This is a genomic window from Paraburkholderia pallida (genome assembly GCF_004524855.1).
Classification (GTDB): Bacteria; Pseudomonadota; Gammaproteobacteria; order Burkholderiales; family Burkholderiaceae; genus Paraburkholderia; species Paraburkholderia oxyphila.
In genome coordinates this window covers 555,261-572,685 of the sequence record NZ_CP038151.1, presented here as the reverse complement: position 1 = coordinate 572,685, position 17,425 = coordinate 555,261, and the positions used below count along the sequence as shown (strand labels likewise).

The following is a 17,425-nucleotide window of genomic DNA, read 5'->3' as shown; positions in this document are numbered from 1 at the left end:
GCTTATTCAATGCATCGCGCTGCACGAATAGTGTGCTCCGTTCATTATGCCCCTCGTTGCTTTTCGAGGCGCAAGCACGGTCTTGCCGTTAAAATCTCGCACTTTCGTGCCTTTTCCCTCTTCACCTTCCCTGACCGCCGTTCCCCGATGCAGCCTGCCGCCCCCAGCCAACCCGCCGCCCAACCCGCTTCCCGCGGCGCCGCCGACGACACCGAACTCGCCCACGACCTCGTCTACGGCCCCGACGACCGGCCCGCCCCCACCCTCGCATTCGTCGCCGCCCTGCAGCACTTGCTGGCCATCATCGTGCCCATCGTCACGCCGGGCCTCCTGATCTGCCAGGCACTGGGCGTCTCGAGCCGCGATACGACGCTGATCGTCTCGATGTCGCTCGTGATCTCCGGCATCGCCACCTTCCTCCAGTGCAAGCGCTTCGGGCCGCTGGGCGCGGGCCTCCTGATCGTGCAGGGCACGAGCTTCAACTTCGTCGGCCCGCTCATCGCGGGCGGCAGCCTGATGGTCAAGCAGGGCACGCCCGTCACCACGGTGATGTCGGCGATCTTCGGCGTCGTGATCGCCGGGTCGTTCGTCGAAATGGGCGTCTCGCGCATCCTGCCCTTCATCAAGCGGCTCATCACGCCGCTCGTCACCGGCATCGTGGTCCTGCTGATCGGCCTCACCCTCATCAAGGTCGGTCTCATCAGCATGGGCGGCGGCTACGGCGCGATCGCCAAGGGCACCTTCGCGAACCCCGAGAACCTCACGCTCTCCTGCGTCGTGCTCGCCACCATCATCGTGCTCAACCGCGTGCCCATCGTCTGGGTGCGCAGCACGGCGCTCGTGATCGCGCTCGCGATCGGCTATGTCGTGGCCGGCGCCATGGGCCGCCTCGACTTCACCGGCGCGCGCGAAGCCGCCCTCTTTCAGATTCCGACCCCGCTGCACTTCGGCCTGAGCTTCTCGTGGTCGCTGTTCGTGCCGATGCTGATCATCTACCTCGTCACCTCGCTCGAAGCCATCGGCGACGTCACGGCCACCAGCAAGATCTCGAAAGAGCCCGTCGAAGGCCCCGTGTGGATGCGGCGCATCAAGGGCGGCGTGCTCGTGAACGGCGCCAACTCGCTGCTGGCCGGCGTGTTCAACACCTTCCCGAGCTCGGTCTTCGCCCAGAACAACGGCGTGATCCAGATCACCGGCATCGCGAGCCGCCATGTGGGCATCTGGATCGCCGGCATGCTCGTGGTGCTCGGCCTGTTTCCGCCGGTTGCCGGCGCGCTGCAAGCCGTGCCCGAGCCCGTGCTCGGCGGCGCCGCCATGGTGATGTTCGGCGCCGTGGCCGCTTCGGGCATCAACATCCTCGCCGGCATCCGACTGGACCGCCGCGCGCTGCTGATCATCTCGGTCTCGCTGGCGCTGGGCCTCGGCGTCTCGCAGGTGCCCGAGATCCTGGCGAGCCTGCCGCACGCGCTCAAGAACGTGCTGGAATCGGGCGTGGCTACGGGCGGCATCTGCGCGCTCGTGATGAACTGGTTCCTGCCGGAAAAATCGTAACGGCTTCACACCTGGCGGCCATCGCTGCAGCGGCGGCCAGGCAGCACCGGCACTCGGGCCGCGCCGCAACGATGTGCGTTAGAGTCGAGCCAGACCCACTGCGAAGGAGCACAGCGTGAGCGACGACGAACAAGCCATCCGCCAGGTCGTGGAAACGTGGATGGCCGCCAGCAAGCGCGGCGACACGGCCGCCGTCCTCGGCCTGATGACGGACGACGCAATCTTCATGGTCCCGGGGCAGGAGCCGTTCGGCAAGGACGCGTTTGCGGCCGCCTCGAAGGGCATGGTGGGGATGAAGCTGGACGGCACGAGCGAGATCGTGGAATTGAAGGTTCTCGGCGACTGGGCGTTCATCCGCAATCACATCGACATCGCCGTGACGCCGCCGGGCGGCAGCACGGTGCGCCGCGCGGGCTACACCCTCACGCTGCTGCACAAGGGCGCCGACGGCCAGTGGCGCCTCGCGCGCGATGCCAACCTGCTGAGCGTGCGCAGCTAAAGCACGGCTGAACGGCCTGAGCAGGCATGGCGCGGCGACGCCTCAGGCGGACGCCAGCACACCCTGAAGCCGCTCGATGACACCCGGCCAGCCACGGCCCATGCCCTCGTACGCGCTCTTGCCCATCGGCGCATCCAGATCGAATCCCTTGTGCTCCAGTGTCAGGCGCGTGCCTTCGCCCTCCGGCACGAGGCGCCACGTGATCGTGGTGTTCAGCACGCCCGCTGCGAACGTGCAAGCGAACAAGCGTTCGGGTTCGACGGCAACGACCTCGCAGGGCTGCTGTCCCCACGGCCCCATATCCAGCGTGAACCGGTGCCCCACGCTCGCGCGCACGTCGCCGGCGGCCCACCACTTCGCGTGGATGACCGGATCGGTCAGCGCGGCCCAGACACGCGCGCTCGCGTGAGGCAGGTAGCGGGACAACTCGATGTTGCCGGGTTCCGTCATGTCTTCTCCTGTTGTGTGCGGATCGGTCGATCCGTGTCGGGAAATAGCTCCGAAACACTAACACTCATTGCTGCCCTGAGTTGCCGCAGCGGATCGACCGATCTCACTTCATGCCCCTGTCATTTGACGGCGACACTCGCTCGTTTTGCTCCTATCCTCAAAGCAGGCCTTAACGAATCACACGCCGTTACAGCCTTGTGCTGTTCCCCCGCACAACCACGCGACCATGTCCGTGTGCAATGACAGCGGCAGCGAATAATGTCAGACGAAACGCTCGAAACGGACTATCTTGTGGTCGGGGCTGGAGCCGCCGGGATGGCATTTGCCGACGCGTTGCTCACCCATTCCGATGCAACCCTGACCCTTGTCGATCGCCGCCACGCGCCCGGCGGACACTGGATCGACGCTTATCCCTATGTCCGTCTCCACCAGCCGTCCGCATTCTATGGCGTGAGCTCCATGCCGCTTGGGCAGGACGTCCTCGATACGGCGGGCACGAATGCGGGCTACTACGAACTTGCCGGCGCCGACGAGATTCGCGCTTACTTCGCTCAAGTCATGCAGCACTGCTTTCTGCCGAGCGGACGTGTCCACTACTTCCCCTGCAGCGAGTACCTCGGCAATGACCGTTTCGTCTCGCAGGTCGGGCAAAGGTCATGGCAAGTGCGCGTACGGCGCAAGGTTGTGGACACCACCTATCTCGAAGGCACGGTGCCCGCCACGAGCGCCGCTCCTTTCGAAGTCGCAGACGGCGTTCGTTGCGTGCCTGCCGGCGCTATCGCGCGCATCAGGGAGCGGCCGGAGCGTTTCGTCGTCATCGGTGCGGGCAAGACCGCCCTCGACACCTGCGTATGGCTGCTCGAACAGAACGTGCCCGCGTCCTCGATCCGCTGGGTCAAGCCCCGCGAGGCCTGGTGGGTGAACCGCCGGTTCCAGCAGCCGCTCGCACAGCTTCCGGTCTCTTATCGCGGCATGGCGATTCAGCTCGAGGCAATGGCACAGGCTGCTTCCATCGACGATCTCTTCGCCCGGCTCGAAGCGGAAAATTTCTTCCTTCGCGTCGATCCCGGCGTCGCGCCCAGCATGTTTCGAGGAGCGGTGATCAGCGAGGCCGAATTGGCGCTGTTGCGCGAGATCCGCGATGTCGTGCGTCTCGGTCACGTACGCAGAATCGAGCGCGACGAGATCGTGCTCGACGAGGGCCGCGTGCCCACGAGCGAAACGACGGTGCATATCCATTGCGCGTCGAGAGGGCTGATGCACCGCCCACTGCGCCCGATCTTCGAAGCGGGCCGCGTGACCATCCAGCCTTTCCTGTGGGGGTTCGTTTGCTTTCAGTTCGCCATGCTTGGCGTGATCGAGGCCCTGCTGGAGAACGACGAAGAGAAGAACCGGCTCTGTCCGCCCATCGCCTATTGGGATGCCAACGTGGACTATCTGAGCGCTTTCCTCTCGACGCTCGCGAACGAGCGCGCACGCATGGCCTGGCCGGCGATTGCGGGCTGGGCAAAGGAGACGCGGCTCAACCCGTTCGGCACCATCGCACAGTATCGCGATGTGCCGGATGTCATTGACGCGCGGGAGCGCATCAAGCAACACGCCGCGGCGGCGGTCGGCAATCTGGCGCAGCTCCTCAAGGCGAACGCGGCTCCGACGTAAATCGCTTCTTCGATGCCGGAGGCCAGCACAGGAGGAACTATGCGCTCGGGAGCGAAGCCCGGCAGGCGCCTGAGACGGTATGCAATCACGGCGATAGCCATCGTCGCCGCTGTGATCGTCGTCGGACGCATCACCGGCGTCCTCGTCGACTGGCTGTGGTTCGCTTCGATCGGCTATAGCGGCGTTTTCTGGACGCTCTTTTCCGCGAAAGCGCTGCTGTTTGCCGCCGTGTTCGCCGTCTCGGCATGCGCGTTAGGGCTCTCGGGGCTTCTGGCGCATCGTTACGCGAGGGGCGTCACCATCTTGCCGGCGGAGGCAGCGCGACCGTCCGGCGCGACGGAATTCACCGGCGATCTGGTGGAACTGGCCGAACTGGTCGCGCCGCGTATACGCTGGCGCTTCAGCATCGCCTGCGCCGCGGTTGTCCTCGGGCTCATGATTGCCGCCAGTGAAATCTCGAACTGGGACGTCGCGCTTCGCTTCATTTATCAAGTGCCGGTCGGCGAGCGCGATCCCATTTTCGAGCGGGACATCGGCTTCTATCTCTTCTCGCTCCCCGCGTATCTCGCACTCAAAAGCTGGCTGCTGTGGCTGATCTTCTGGAGTGCGATCGTTGCGGGTGCTGTCTACGGGCTGCGCGGCGACATCGCGCTGGAGCGGCCGCCCCTGACGCTCTCGCGCGCCGCCATCACGCATGGCTCGGCACTGCTCGGCTTGTGCTTCGCGGTGAAGGCCTGGTCGTGGTGGCTCGAGCGCTTTCTGCTGCTCTATGGCGACAACGGCGTAGTGGTCGGCGCGAGCTATACCGATGTGCACGTGGAGTTGCCGGTCTTGTGGATGCTGGTGGGCCTTGCCGCAGCCTCAGCCGTCGCCCTCTGGATCAACATGCGCCGACGCAGCTATCTCCAGCCTGCCGTGCTCGTGCTGCTCGTATTCGGCAGCTCATTTGTGTTCGCGGTGCTCTATCCCTCGCTGTTTCAGCGCTTCTATGTCAAGCCGAGCGAGCTGAGACTGGAAACACCCTATATCGCCCACACGATCGCGCTCACGCGAGAGGCTTACGGCCTCGCGAAGATCGAAGTTAAACCGTTCGAAGCCGAACAGGGATTGACGCTCGACTCGCTGCAGGCCAATCGGGCGACCATCGACAACATCCGGCTATGGGACGTGCAACCGCTGCTCGACACCTACGCGCAATTGCAGGAGATCAGGACTTACTACAAATTCCTTTCGGTGGACATCGACCGCTATCAGCTCGACTCCGGCTACCGGCAGGTGATGCTGTCGGCACGCGAACTGGATCCCGCGATGCTGCCGTCCAACGCCCAAACCTGGGTGAACTTGCACCTGATCTTCACGCACGGCATTGGCGTCGTGATGTCGCCCGTTACCGAGAAATCAACCGAGGGCCTACCCTCCTTTTATCTGCGCGATATTCCGCCCGTCTCCAACGGCGGCCCGGTCATTCGCGAGCCGCGTCTCTATTTCGGTGAAAGCGGGCAGGATTACGTCATCGTGAACGGCAATGTCGCTGAATTCGACTTTCCCAAAGGCGCCGACAATGCCTACACGACGTATAGCGGGCGCGACGGCGTCGCGATCGGCAGTGCGGCGCGACGCACGCTCTTCGCCTGGCAACTCGACGATCCCAACATCCTCCTGAGCGGCTATATCACGGACCAGAGCCGGATCCTGCTTCACCGCAATATTCAGGACCGCATACGGACCCTCGCGCCGTTCCTGAGCCTGGACCATGACCCCTATGTGGTCGCAAGCAACGGGCGGCTGTTCTGGATACAAGACGCCTACACGGTCAGCCGCTGGTTTCCTTACTCGCGGCCGGGTTTCGGCAACGGCGCCAATTACATTCGCAACGCGGTCAAGGTCGTGGTCGACGCATACAACGGCACGGTCGACTTCTACGTCAGCGATCCCGCCGATCCGCTCCTGCGCACCTACGAGCGCGCGTTCCCGGGCGTGTTCAAGCCGTTGGATGCGATGCCGCCTGCGCTGCGGCAGCATATCCGCTACCCCGAGGATCTGTTCCTGATTCAGGCGCAGCTCTACCGCGCCTACCACATGGATGTGCCGGAGGTCTTCTATAACCGCGAGGATCTGTGGCAGTTTCCCCGCGAGCTGGTCGGCATGGATGGCGAGGGCGCCGCCACCACGATGCCGCCGTACTACACGATCATGCGGCTACCCGGCGATGCACGCGCCGAGTTCATCCTCATGCTGCCGATGGTGCCGAGCCAGCGCGAGAACATGATTGCGTGGCTGGCGGCGCGTTGCGATTCCCCAGGCTACGGCAAGCTCGTCGTCTATACGTTCCCGAAGGACAAGCTGGTCTATGGGCCGTTTCAGATCGAAGCGCGCATTCAGCAGAACACCGAGATCTCGCAGCAGATCTCGCTGTGGAATCAGATGGGCTCACGCGTCATTCGCGGCCATCTCGTGGTCGTGCCGATCGAGAACTCGATCCTTTATGTGTCTCCGCTCTATTTGCGCGCGGCGTCCGGTCAGTTGCCGGAGTTAAAGCGCGTGATTGCCGCCTACGGCGACCGCGTGGTGATGGAGGACACCCTGGCTGAAGCGCTGGCGGCCCTCTTCAAGGAGACCGCGCAGGCGGCATCGCCACCGCAAGGCACCGTGGACGCGCGCGCGCGCGAGGCGCTAGCCCACTATGACCGCGCCATCGAGCGCTTGAAGGCGGGAGACTGGAGCGGCTTCGGCGCGGAACTGGATGCCCTGCGGCCGCTGCTCGAAGCACTCGGTGCCGGCCAATCCGCCGCGCAGAAGTGACCTTGCGGACGTGTTACTCTCTGGTGCAACTATCCGGTTTGAAAGCTTTTGTCGATGCATAAACTATGCAAACAGCATCAATGTCCTCAAAAATTGATGCTATTTGCAGATATGCGCGCTATTGTTCTAAATGTGGTAATGCCGGCTGCATTGGCGAATGCGGTCCATGCCCTGGCCATTTTGGATCGGGCATCCTCGAGCCGGGACTGATGGCTTGTCAGCTCAGGCGGGCGGCGCGACCACGTTACGATTCGTCAACAATGGCGCGACCATGCGGTGCCTCGAACTCCGGACAACCGGGGCGTTATTGGCGCTCGCTTAATAAAAGGGGAAACCATGCTACTGGAAACGTTTCAGGTACGAAATCCTTTACCGGCCATGCCGCCGCCACTCGAGCCACAAGAGCTCGTTGTGCGGCACCTCAGCAGCTCATCCGAAATCGGCGCAGTGCAACGTTTGCGGCAAGAAATTGATCTTGCGGTCCATGCGAGACTGAATCCGCATTTCTACACGGACGAAAAAAAAGAGACGACATCGGAATTTCCGTCGCGTTCGAACTGGACAGCCAGCTGATCGGTACAATGCGCTTCGTGCCGATGACGCATGAACTCACGCTAACAGAAAAGCTGCAGAAAGGCGTAGACATCGATCCTTCGCTGCTGGAAGACAGCTGGGAAATTGGCCGCCTCGTGCTAGATCCCGCGTACCGGCACGGCCAGGATCTGTTAAAAAAATGCTCGGTGCTGGCGCTGCGCTTTATCTGCGAGAACTCCAACGCCAAGAATTTCCATGCATCCTGTTCGCATGTGCTGAGCCGGCTTTATCGCAGATTCGGGTTTTCGGCACTCGCGAGAGACGTGCCGCTGGCTGGAACCGAGAAGACCTATACGCTCATCCACAGCGGGCTTGCGGATGTGACGAGAGCCTTGGTGGGCGGCGATACTGCCAGACCTTCGATTGTTTGATTACACCGCTGAAAAGATATAAACAAGGAAGAAAGCGATGCAAAACGAATTTATTCACGCCCTGCGGGAAACGGTCAATCAGCACTGGGCGCAAATCAGGCGCGGCCGGTTCTGGGATCACGTGATGTCGAAGCCGGTATCCCGGGAGTTTTATCGCGACCTGATGGTCGAGATTCATCACTACACGAAGCACAATTCGATGAATCAGGCCGCCACGGCATTCGTCAACGCGCCGGAGGGTCTGCTGAAATTTGCGTACCACCACGCCGCAGACGAACTCGGGCACGAGCGCATGGTCACCCACGACCTCGAAAGTATTGGCCTGCTCGACAGGGAATTACTGGCACGCCCGCCGCTGCCGGCAACAGAAGCGTTGATCGGCTATCTGTACTTCGTGGCACTCCGCTACGGTGCCGTTGCGCGACTGGGCTACAGCTTCTGGGCGGAAAGCGTGTACGAGCACATTGGCGAGGTGCTCGGAAAGGTTCGCAGCGATCTTTCGCTCACGGACAAGAACATGTCGTTTTTCGTTGCTCACTCAACGATCGACAAGAAGCACATTGTTCAGGTGGAAGAGTGCATCGATCGCTATGCGAAGACGCCAGCGGAGCAGGCGCTGGTCCGATCGGTTGCTGAGACAACGCTGTTCCTCACCGGCCAGATGCTGGAACAGGTCGCGCAGCGACACGCTTAAACCCATCGCGGGAGGCGCCGGTTGCAGCACACGGCGCCTCTCCCGCTTCACATGGATCTCCGGCCCCTGAATCTGCTTCCCGGACATCGACCCGGATGCACGCGCCAATGAAATATCTACGCAAGCTCTTTGCCTGCTACGAAGACTATTACAGCTACAGGAAGGGCGTGCTGCGATATGCCGGCCTCGTGGGTGCCGTTGGATATCCGCTTTTCTATCTAATCTATACACGTATTCTTCCGCAGCCGAGCGAGAGCCTGACCATCAGGCTCATTGCATCGGTTGCGTGTGCGGTGACGGCGCTGCCCGAGTATTGGCCCGCCAGGCTGAGGAAATATTACTTCGCGTGGTCATACGCGGCGGTGCTTTACTGCTTGCCGTTCTTCCACGTGTACATGTCACTGAAGAATCACGGCGATCTCGTCTTCATCGCCGATAGCTTCATGGCGGTGTTCTTTCTCGTACTGCTAACGGACTGGCGCAATACGGTCGCCATGCTGTGCCTCGGGACGGCCCTGGGCGTGGCGCTTTACGTCGCGACCACGCCCGACCCTCATTTGCCGGTGGATTATGTCGCACGCTTGCCCACGTTCATTCTCGTGGTCGTCGGCGGAAGTCTGTTCAAGTTTTCGGAACGACAACTGCAGGATGCCAAGCTGCGTGTCGCGACCGCCCTGGCAGGGTCGATCGCCCATGAAATGCGTACGCCGCTGAGCCGTATCCAGTACAGCCTCGATATGGCAAGCCGGGCGCTACCCGAGCCCACGACGGCCCCCAGCATGCAGCCCATGGCGCGCAAGCAGATCAACGACCTGTACGCTTATCTGTCACAGGGCCAACTCGCCGTTGAGCGTGGCCTGCAGGTCATTGCGATGACGCTCGACGAGGTGAACGCCAAGGCCATCGATACCAACCGGTTTGCGCTCATTCGCGCATCGGATGCGGTTCAAAAAGCGCTGGCCGAGTACGCGTACGAAACGGAAGAAGAGCGAGAGATCGTGTCGCTCTCGGTCATCGACGATTTCACCTTCCGCGGCGAAGAAACGCTTTTTATCTTCGTCCTGTTCAACCTCTTCAAGAACGCCCTCTATTACCACCGGCTTTATCCCGACATGAAGCTCGTCGTGACCGTGGATCAGCACCAGGTCTTCGTGACCGATACCGGCCCGGGCATACCGGAAACCGTGTTGCCGCGCCTGTTCGAATCGTTCCAGACCTCGGGCAAGGTCGGTGGCACGGGCCTGGGTCTCGCTTATTGCAAACGGGTCATGTCCGCGTTCAATGGCGATATTGTCTGCGACTCGGTCGAAGGGAAAGGCACCCGGTTTACGCTGCGGTTTCCGCGCGCGGCACAAGCCGTCAAGGACGAGCCGGGCCGAGCCCTTGTGCGAGGCTCGCTCGCGGTGCTTGCGCGCAAGCGGATTCTGATTGTCGACGACGACGCCATGCAGCGCGATACGATGCGCATGCAGCTGACCGGCCTGGGTATGGAGATCGACGAGGCGAACAACGGCCAAAGTGCGATTGACCGTATGCGGCAGGCGCACTACGACCTCGTGGTGATGGATTTGCGCATGCCCGTGCTCGACGGCTATGCCGCCACGGCGCTGCTGCGCAGCGGGGCGGTTCCCGGGCACCAGTCTGTGCCGGTCCTCGCCTGCACCAGCGAGCCACCGCACCTCGTGCGCATGAAGATCGAGAGAGCGGGCATGTCGGGCATGATCTCCAAGCCGTGCAAACACGCCGAGCTTGTGCGGGCGTTGCAATCCTGCCTCGAGCGGCCGGCTGCCGATGGCGCCGTGCTGGCAGGCAAGACGGCCATCCTCGCCGACGACGACGAATATGGCCGGCGCATCGCACGCGGCTGGCTGGAAAAATACGGCATGCGGGTCATCGAGGCGAACCATGGGCAGGCCGTGCTCGACATGATTGCCGACGGGCAGCGATGCGATGTCATTTTGCTCGATCTGAACATGCCCGGGCTCAGCGGCTTCGAAACGACCCAGGCGATCCGTGCCTGGTCAGGGGAGGTTGGCACGATACCGGTCATTGCGTTGACCGGTTACTCGGATGCCGTCACCGTGGAATCGGCGTTGAACGCAGGCATGAACGATGTGATGACCAAGCCGGTGCGCGGCTCGATTCTGTTCGAGAAGCTGAGCCAGCACCTGGGTTCTGGCGTGACGGACCCGCAGTCGCCGGCATCGACCTCGGCCACCGTGGACAAGCCAGGGGCCGGAGACCACGGCTCCTCTGTTCGCGTCGAAGCCTTCCTCGATCCAGAACGTCTTCAGGAATTGAAAAGCGACGGTTTGCTCATGGAGTTGCTGGGCGATTACCTGCTGACGCTCGACGCCCTGCTCGACCGGATCGACGCAAGCGTTGTCTCGAACGACCTGGGCGACGCGCACGAGGCGTTGCATTCGCTGCTCGGCGTTAGCGCCAATATCGGGGGCGCAGCGCTGCACCGGCTGGTCAGGCGCTTCTACGTGCCGGTGGCCGACGAACGCCGCTGGCCAGCGGAAGAAAACTGGCTCGGCGAGCTCAGGAACGTCATGGCGCAGACCGTTCAGATGCTGGAGCGGGAATGCCCGGCTCTAAGGTCTTGATCGAATCCCCGAATCCCAATTCGCGCCCGCGCAATCTCCCGTGAAAAACCGCTGACCGCGCGCGAGCCCGGCGCGGCAGCTTCGGCGCGCATCAGGCCGGGCGCAGCGTATCGCCGAGCGGCAGCGCGCGAATGGTCGCGCCAGTGGCGGCAGCAAGCGCATTCGCGACCGCGGGCGCGGCCGGCGGCACGCCGGGTTCGCCGATGCCGGTGGGCGGCTCTTTCGACGGCACAATATGCACTTCGACCACCGGCATGCCATTCATGCGCAGCACGGGGTAGTCGTTGAAATTGCCCTGCATGACGTGCCCCTTGTCGAACGTGATGCCGGCTCGCAGGAACGTGAGCCCGAAGCCAATCCCGCCTTCCACCTGCGCGGCGACGATATCCGGATTGACCACCGTCCCGCAATCGACCGCGCAGACGATGCGGTCGACCGTAAACGAACCGTCCTGCTGCACCGTCACTTCGGCCACCTGCGCGACATAGGTCCCAAACGCGAGTTGCAGCGCAATACCCCGGCCGCGCCGCGTCCCTTGCGGCCCGGCCGAGAGCGGCGTGGACCAGCCCGCCTTTTGCGCCGCGAGGTCGAGCACGCCGCGATGGCGCGGCTTGGCCGCGAGCAGCGCATGACGAAATGCATAGGGATCCTTGCCGGCTGCGCGCGCCGCTTCGTCCATCATGGTCTCGCCGACGAAGGCGGCATGGGTGTGGCCGACCGAGCGCAGCCACTGGGTCTGGACCGGCAGCTTCGGCGCATGTTGTGTGACCTTGAAGTTCGGGATGTCATAGGGAATGTCGGCCGCGCCCTCGACGAGCACGGGATCGACCGAATCCGGCTTCGGCAACTGCATGAAGCTCTGCCCGACCACATCGTGATTCCACGACACGAGGTTGCCGGCCTTGTCGACAGCGACCCGGACCTTGTGGACCGTGAGCGGCCGGTAGTAGCCCGCGCGCATGTCGTCTTCGCGCATCCACACGAGCTTGATCGGCGCGTCGATGCCTTGCGCGTGCGCCGCGCGTACGATGCGGCACGTCTCGCGCACATAGTCCGAGTGCGGGTTCGCGCGGCGTCCGAAGCTGCCGCCCGCATAGAGCTGATGGATGGTGACCTGCTCGGGCTTCAACCCGAGCTCCTGCGCGGCCATCGCCTGGTCGCCCGTGTGCCACTGCTCGCCGTTCCAGATCTCGCAGCGGCCGCCCTGCAGACGCACGAGGCAATTGAGCGGCTCCATGGTCGCGTGCGAAAGATAGGGCTGCTCATAAACCGCTTCAAGATACTTGCCGCCGTCGGGCGCTGCGGCCAGCACCGTGCCGCGGCTTTCCGCGACTACGCCAGGCTGGTCGGCGAGCGCGCGAAACTGCTTGTAGATGTCCTCGGAGCTCAGCGCGAAGGCATGGCTGTCGTCCCACACGATCTTCAGCGCGTCGCGGCCCTGGCGGGCCACCCAGGTGTTGTGCGCGAGCACGGCCACACCGCCCTGCACTTCGCCATCGCCGGGCACCTCGACCACCGCGACCACGCCCTTGATCGCCTTCGCCTGGCTCGCATCCACGTGCTGGACCTTGCCGCCCAGGCGCGGGGGATGCGCAATGACGGCCACCAGCATGCCCGGTACTTTGATGTCCTGCGTATAGATCGCCGAGCCGTTCACCTTCGCCGGGACATCGACGCGGCGGGTCGTGGGACTGCCGATCAGCTTGAATTCGCCGGGCTGCTTGAGCACCACGTTTGCCGGCACGCTCTCGCGCGCGGCGGCGGCAACGAACTGCCCGTAGCCCGCGCGGCGTCCCGATGCGGCGTGCACGATCGTGCCGTCCTCGACATGCAGTGTGGCGGCGTCCACTTTCCACGCCTTCGCGGCGGCGGCCACCAGCATCATGCGTGCGGCCGCCGCGGCCTCGCGCATCTGCTTCCAGGCGCCCGCCATCGCCGTGCTGCCGCCGGTGGCCTGCAGCGTCCAGCCAAACGAAGCGAACATGGGGTTCGCGTACTTCTTGACGTCGGCCGGCGCGGCCACGACTGTCACCTTGCCGAGCGGCACGTCGAGCTCGTCGCCGGCCAGCGTGGCCAGGCCCGTGAAGGTGCCCTGGCCCATCTCCAGATACTCGGAGACCACCGTGACCATCCCGTTCGCATCCACGCGGATGAACGCATTGGGCTCGAACGGCAGTTTCGCGGAATCGAGCGACGCCGCCACCGCGAGCCCACCGCGGAACCCGACGGCAAGCGTCAGCGCCGACATGCCGGCAAGGAACTGGCGCCGCGTGAGCGTCGCGCGCGCGCCATCGCCGAGGGTTTGCACCGTTGATTGAGCGGCCCCGCCTTGTGCCGCGCCTTCGCCACGGATCGTGTCACGCATGCTTGAGCGCCTCCGATGCATGATGGATCGCCGCGCGAATCCGCTGATAGGTCGCACAGCGGCAGATGTTGCCGCTCATCGCGTCGTTGATGTCGGCGTCGGTGGGACTGGGCTTCGTCGCGAGCAGCGCCACCGCCGACATCACCTGCCCCGACTGGCAGTAGCCACATTGCGGCGCCTGCGCCTCGATCCACGCGGCCTGCACGGCGGCCCCCACCTTCTGCTCGTGGATGGCCTCGATCGTCGTCACGCTGCGGCCTTGCAGCGAGCCGACCGGAGTCACGCACGCGCGCGTAGGCTCGCCATCGAGATGCACCGTGCATGCGCCGCACAGCGCCATGCCGCAACCGAACTTCGTGCCCGTGAGCCCGAGCTCATCGCGCAGATACCAGAGCAAGGGCATCTCGGGATCGCCATCGAATTGATGGCGCTGACCATTCACCACAATCTGTACCATGTCGTTCGGCCTTTTCTGTGCTGTGAGGGTGGCGACGTCCGGCTCGAGCGGACGAACATGAATTCAACGAGTTTATGCAAGGCGAGTACAACGGGCCATGCCGAAAAATCCGCTTCTTTTGCCTGATCGTCCTGAACACGCGAGCGAATTAAATGAATATGCATACGTTCGACACGACTCCATGCGCGTGAAGCGCATGCGAATCTCCCTTTATATTCCCCCTGTTATGTTCATCATGCAATTTTCGCATGGCGCTATGTGTATTCAGCATTGGACGCACCAGGGCAAGTCGCACGAGTATCCGCCTTCGGCATTGGTAGCCACCTGGCCGCACTCGGCCTTTCAATGCGCATACATGCATTGAAAGGCGTGGCGAAAATGCGTGTGACGAGAACAAGGATCGGACGCAAGTCGCAGCGATACCTTGCGAGTCTGGAGATAAGGAGACGATGTGAGTAGTTCTGTTAAACGACATATCGGCCCGTTCGCGCTGATGTTCACCGGCCTCGGGTCGATCATCGGTTCGGGCTGGCTGTTCGGCGCGTGGAAGGCTGCCAAGATCGCCGGTCCCGCCGCCATCTGCGCCTGGATCATCGGCGCCGTGGTCATTCTCGCGATTGCGCTCACTTACGCCGAACTCGGCGCGATGTTCCCCGAATCGGGCGGCATGGTCCGCTACGCGCGCTACTCGCACGGCGCGCTCGTAGGCTTCATCAGCGCCTGGGCCAACTGGATCGCCATCGTCTCGGTGATCCCCATCGAAGCCGAAGCCTCGATCCAGTACATGAGCACCTGGCCCTACCCCTGGGCGCACGCGCTGTTCGTGAACGGCGAGCTCACTTCATCGGGATTGTTCCTCTCCGCGCTGCTCGTGATCATCTACTTCATGCTCAACTACTGGGGTGTGAAACTGTTCGCGCGCGCCAATAGCGTCATCACGATCTTCAAGTTCATCATTCCCGGTCTCACGATTGCCGGTCTGATGGCTGCCGGCTTCCATCACGAGAATTTCGGTCAATCGACCGACTTCGCGCCCTATGGCTGGTCGGCGGTCTTCACGGCCGTGGCTACGAGCGGCATCGTGTTCGCGTTCAACGGCTTCCAGAGCCCGATCAATCTCGCAGGCGAAGCACGCAATCCGTCGAAGAGCGTGCCGTTCGCGGTGATCGGCTCGATCCTCTGCGCGCTCGTGATCTACGTGCTGCTGCAAGTCGCGTACATTGGCGCGGTCAGCCCCACGGATGTCATGAAAGGCTGGAACAGCTTCAACTTCAAGTCGCCGTTCGCTGAACTCGCGATCGCGCTGAACCTGAACTGGCTGGCGATCCTGCTCTACGTGGACGCGTTCGTGAGCCCGAGCGGCACCGGTACGACCTACATGGCCACGACCTCGCGCATGATCTACGCGATGGAGCGCAACAACACGATGCCGAAGATGTTCGGCAACGTGCACCCGTTCTACGGTGTCCCGCGCAACGCGATGTGGTTCAACCTGCTCGTCTCGTTCATCTTCATGTTCTTCTTCCGCGGCTGGAGCTCGCTCGCGGCCGTGATCTCGGTGGCGACGGTCATCTCGTACCTCACCGGCCCGATCGCCCTGATGGCGCTCAAGCGCGCCGCAACGGACCTCGAACGCCCGCTCTCCGTGCCGTTCATGAACGTGATCGCCCCGTTCGCGTTCGTGTGCGCGTCGATGATCCTGTACTGGGCGAAGTGGCCGCTGACCGGCGAAATCATTCTGCTGATGGTCGTGGCGCTGCCGGTGTACTTCTACTTCCAGGGCAAGGCGGGCTGGGCCGGCTGGGGCCGCGACCTGAAGGCCGCTTGGTGGCTGTGCGCCTACCTGCCGGTGATGGCGGTTCTCTCGCTGATCGGCAGCAAGCAGTTCGGCGGCTATGACGTCATTCCCTACGGCTGGGACATGCTGGTGGTCGCAATCATCTCGCTCGGCGTCTACTACTGGGGCGTGAACTCGGGCTATCGTTCGCAGTACCTGGACGAACGCGAAAAGCTCGCCGAGCTCGAAGCACTGCCCTCCGTCTCCGAGGCCTGATACGCCTCATCGGGCGGCCCATGCGCGGCGCGCGAAGCGCTCGCGCACCGGCCGCCTACTGTTGCCAGTCATCGGCGCCGCTGACGTTGCGCGCGGTGCCGATTTCGGCCGAGGCAGCCAGTGAGCCGCCTCCCCGCGCATCGCCTCACGGCCAGAGATTGTGCACCGTGTGCAGAATGTGGCTGACCAGTTGCGGCTGCCGATGCGTATCGGTCTTGCCGAAGATGGCCGCAAGCTGCGCGCGGGCGGTGTAGTGGGAAATCCCCAGTGACGCCGCCGCCTCCTTGACGCTTTCCCCCTGCACCAGACGCGTGGCGAGCACGGCTTCCGCCCGTGTGAGGCGAAACAATTCGATCAGCACGCCTACGGAAATTTCAGGGCGCTGGTTGGCATCACGTATCAGCACCAGCACGGCTGCCGTGGTCTTGTCGCCGAGGCCCGCGCGCACGCAATGCGGCCGGCACAGCACGCTCCATGACTGCGCGCCGCCGCCGCGAGCCGCACGGAACACCTGAGAAGCGCCCTGCGCCGCATCGCCGGCGGCAAGCACCGTGGCGAGCGCGTGGCGCATCGCCCGTTCGCTTTGGCTATCCGTGCAATGCAGCGTCCCTTCCCGGAGCGCAAATCCATCCTGTTGCTCGAGCCACCGGTCGGCCACCGCGTTTTTCAGCAGCACCCGGCCGTCCTCGTTCAACACGAGACAGCCCACCGTCAACTGCTCGGCCGTGTCGTCGAGCACGCGCAACCGATACTGCTGATGCGCGAGGCGCGCATAGATCGCGAAGGCCGTTTGCAGGCGCGGCGCCAGCGCTTCCAGCAACCCGCGCTCCGCCTTGCCAAAACGCGCCTCGCCTTGCCGGCGCGCGCCGCGCAAGCGGAAGATCATCCCGGTAGCAGGGTCCGCGAGATCGAGCCCGATCAGGTCGATCACGTCGCCGTGCTCGTGCAGATACGCGTGGTAGACCGGAAAGCGCCGTGCCAGCTCGGCCGGGCTCATCATCTGGCTGAGGATGCAGACCTCGCCCTGCGCCAGCTCCAGAAACGGCGAATCGCGGAACACGCGCTCTTGCAGCGCGACGATCGCATCGGTATGCGCGTCGGCCGACACGACCACGCCCGGGTCGCCCGGACGCGGCTTGCGCAACACCAGCGTGGGATGCTGGCACGGCATGTCGCGCCCCAGCGCCTCGAGGAACGCGGTCCACGGCGGGGTGTCCAGTGTGCTTGCGAACAAGGCGTCCATCAGGCGGACGAGGTGTTGGGCCATGGGCGCAGACAATCAACGATGGCCGGTGAAACCGCCAGCGGCACGATCCAGCCG

At 63.5% G+C, this 17,425-nt stretch carries 13 protein-coding genes; 9 read left to right on the top strand and 4 right to left on the bottom strand.

Translation table 11 applies throughout. The features are described from left to right. Positions 1-147: 147 nt before the first annotated feature. Both E1956_RS37440 and E1956_RS37435 read left to right on the top strand, forming a co-directional pair. Positions 148-1,551, top strand: coding sequence for a uracil-xanthine permease family protein (locus tag E1956_RS37440; protein WP_134758399.1), 1,404 nt, complete (start codon positions 148-150; stop codon positions 1,549-1,551). A 115-nt stretch (positions 1,552-1,666) separates the two neighbouring features. After that, positions 1,667-2,050, top strand: coding sequence for a YybH family protein (locus E1956_RS37435; protein WP_134758398.1), 384 nt, complete (start codon positions 1,667-1,669; stop codon positions 2,048-2,050). A 42-nt stretch (positions 2,051-2,092) separates the two neighbouring features. On the opposite strand, the gene E1956_RS37430 is transcribed toward E1956_RS37435, so the two are convergent. Next, the gene (locus E1956_RS37430; protein ID WP_134758397.1) at positions 2,093-2,500 is read right to left on the bottom strand and encodes an SRPBCC family protein; all 408 of its coding nucleotides are present in this window, start codon (positions 2,498-2,500) and stop codon (positions 2,093-2,095) included. A gap of 258 nt (positions 2,501-2,758) precedes the next feature. Between E1956_RS37430 and E1956_RS37425 the strand changes: the two genes are divergently transcribed. The 6 genes from E1956_RS37425 to E1956_RS37400 all read left to right on the top strand — a co-directional run bounded on the left by E1956_RS37425 (position 2,759) and on the right by E1956_RS37400 (position 11,229). Then, a complete protein-coding gene (locus E1956_RS37425) occupies positions 2,759-4,159 on the top strand; it encodes an NAD(P)-binding protein (RefSeq protein WP_134758396.1) in 1,401 nt (466 codons plus the stop codon). Between the two features lie 39 nt (positions 4,160-4,198). Continuing rightward, entirely contained in the window at positions 4,199-6,961 is a 2,763-nt protein-coding gene (locus E1956_RS37420; protein WP_134758395.1) for a UPF0182 family membrane protein, read from the top strand. A gap of 336 nt (positions 6,962-7,297) precedes the next feature. Beyond that, entirely contained in the window at positions 7,298-7,534 is a 237-nt protein-coding gene (locus E1956_RS37415) for a hypothetical protein (protein ID WP_134758394.1), read from the top strand. Positions 7,535-7,542: 8 nt separating this feature from the next. Further along, on the top strand, positions 7,543-7,926 hold the full coding sequence (locus E1956_RS37410) for a GNAT family N-acetyltransferase (protein WP_232072365.1): 384 nt from the start codon (positions 7,543-7,545) through the stop codon (positions 7,924-7,926). Positions 7,927-7,963: 37 nt separating this feature from the next. Continuing rightward, entirely contained in the window at positions 7,964-8,620 is a 657-nt protein-coding gene (locus tag E1956_RS37405) for an iron-containing redox enzyme family protein (protein ID WP_134758393.1), read from the top strand. A 293-nt stretch (positions 8,621-8,913) separates the two neighbouring features. Beyond that, positions 8,914-11,229 carry an ATP-binding response regulator gene (locus tag E1956_RS37400; protein WP_232072363.1) on the top strand — a complete coding sequence of 772 codons (2,316 nt, stop codon included), beginning with the start codon at positions 8,914-8,916 and terminating at the stop codon, positions 11,227-11,229. Positions 11,230-11,320: 91 nt separating this feature from the next. On the opposite strand, the gene E1956_RS37395 is transcribed toward E1956_RS37400, so the two are convergent. Together E1956_RS37395 and E1956_RS37390 are read right to left on the bottom strand one after the other, a co-directional pair. After that, positions 11,321-13,477, bottom strand: a complete 2,157-nt coding sequence (locus E1956_RS37395) for a xanthine dehydrogenase family protein molybdopterin-binding subunit (protein WP_232072422.1) — start codon at positions 13,475-13,477, stop codon at positions 11,321-11,323. A 109-nt stretch (positions 13,478-13,586) separates the two neighbouring features. After that, on the bottom strand, positions 13,587-14,051 hold the full coding sequence (locus tag E1956_RS37390) for a (2Fe-2S)-binding protein (protein ID WP_133198001.1): 465 nt from the start codon (positions 14,049-14,051) through the stop codon (positions 13,587-13,589). A 451-nt stretch (positions 14,052-14,502) separates the two neighbouring features. Between E1956_RS37390 and E1956_RS37385 the strand changes: the two genes are divergently transcribed. Beyond that, positions 14,503-16,104, top strand: a complete 1,602-nt coding sequence (locus E1956_RS37385) for an APC family permease (RefSeq protein ID WP_134758390.1) — start codon at positions 14,503-14,505, stop codon at positions 16,102-16,104. A 145-nt stretch (positions 16,105-16,249) separates the two neighbouring features. Here E1956_RS37385 and E1956_RS37380 read toward each other — a convergent pair whose 3' ends face one another. Further along, entirely contained in the window at positions 16,250-17,371 is a 1,122-nt protein-coding gene (locus tag E1956_RS37380) for a helix-turn-helix transcriptional regulator (RefSeq protein ID WP_134758389.1), read from the bottom strand. Between the last annotated feature and the right edge of the window lie 54 nt (positions 17,372-17,425).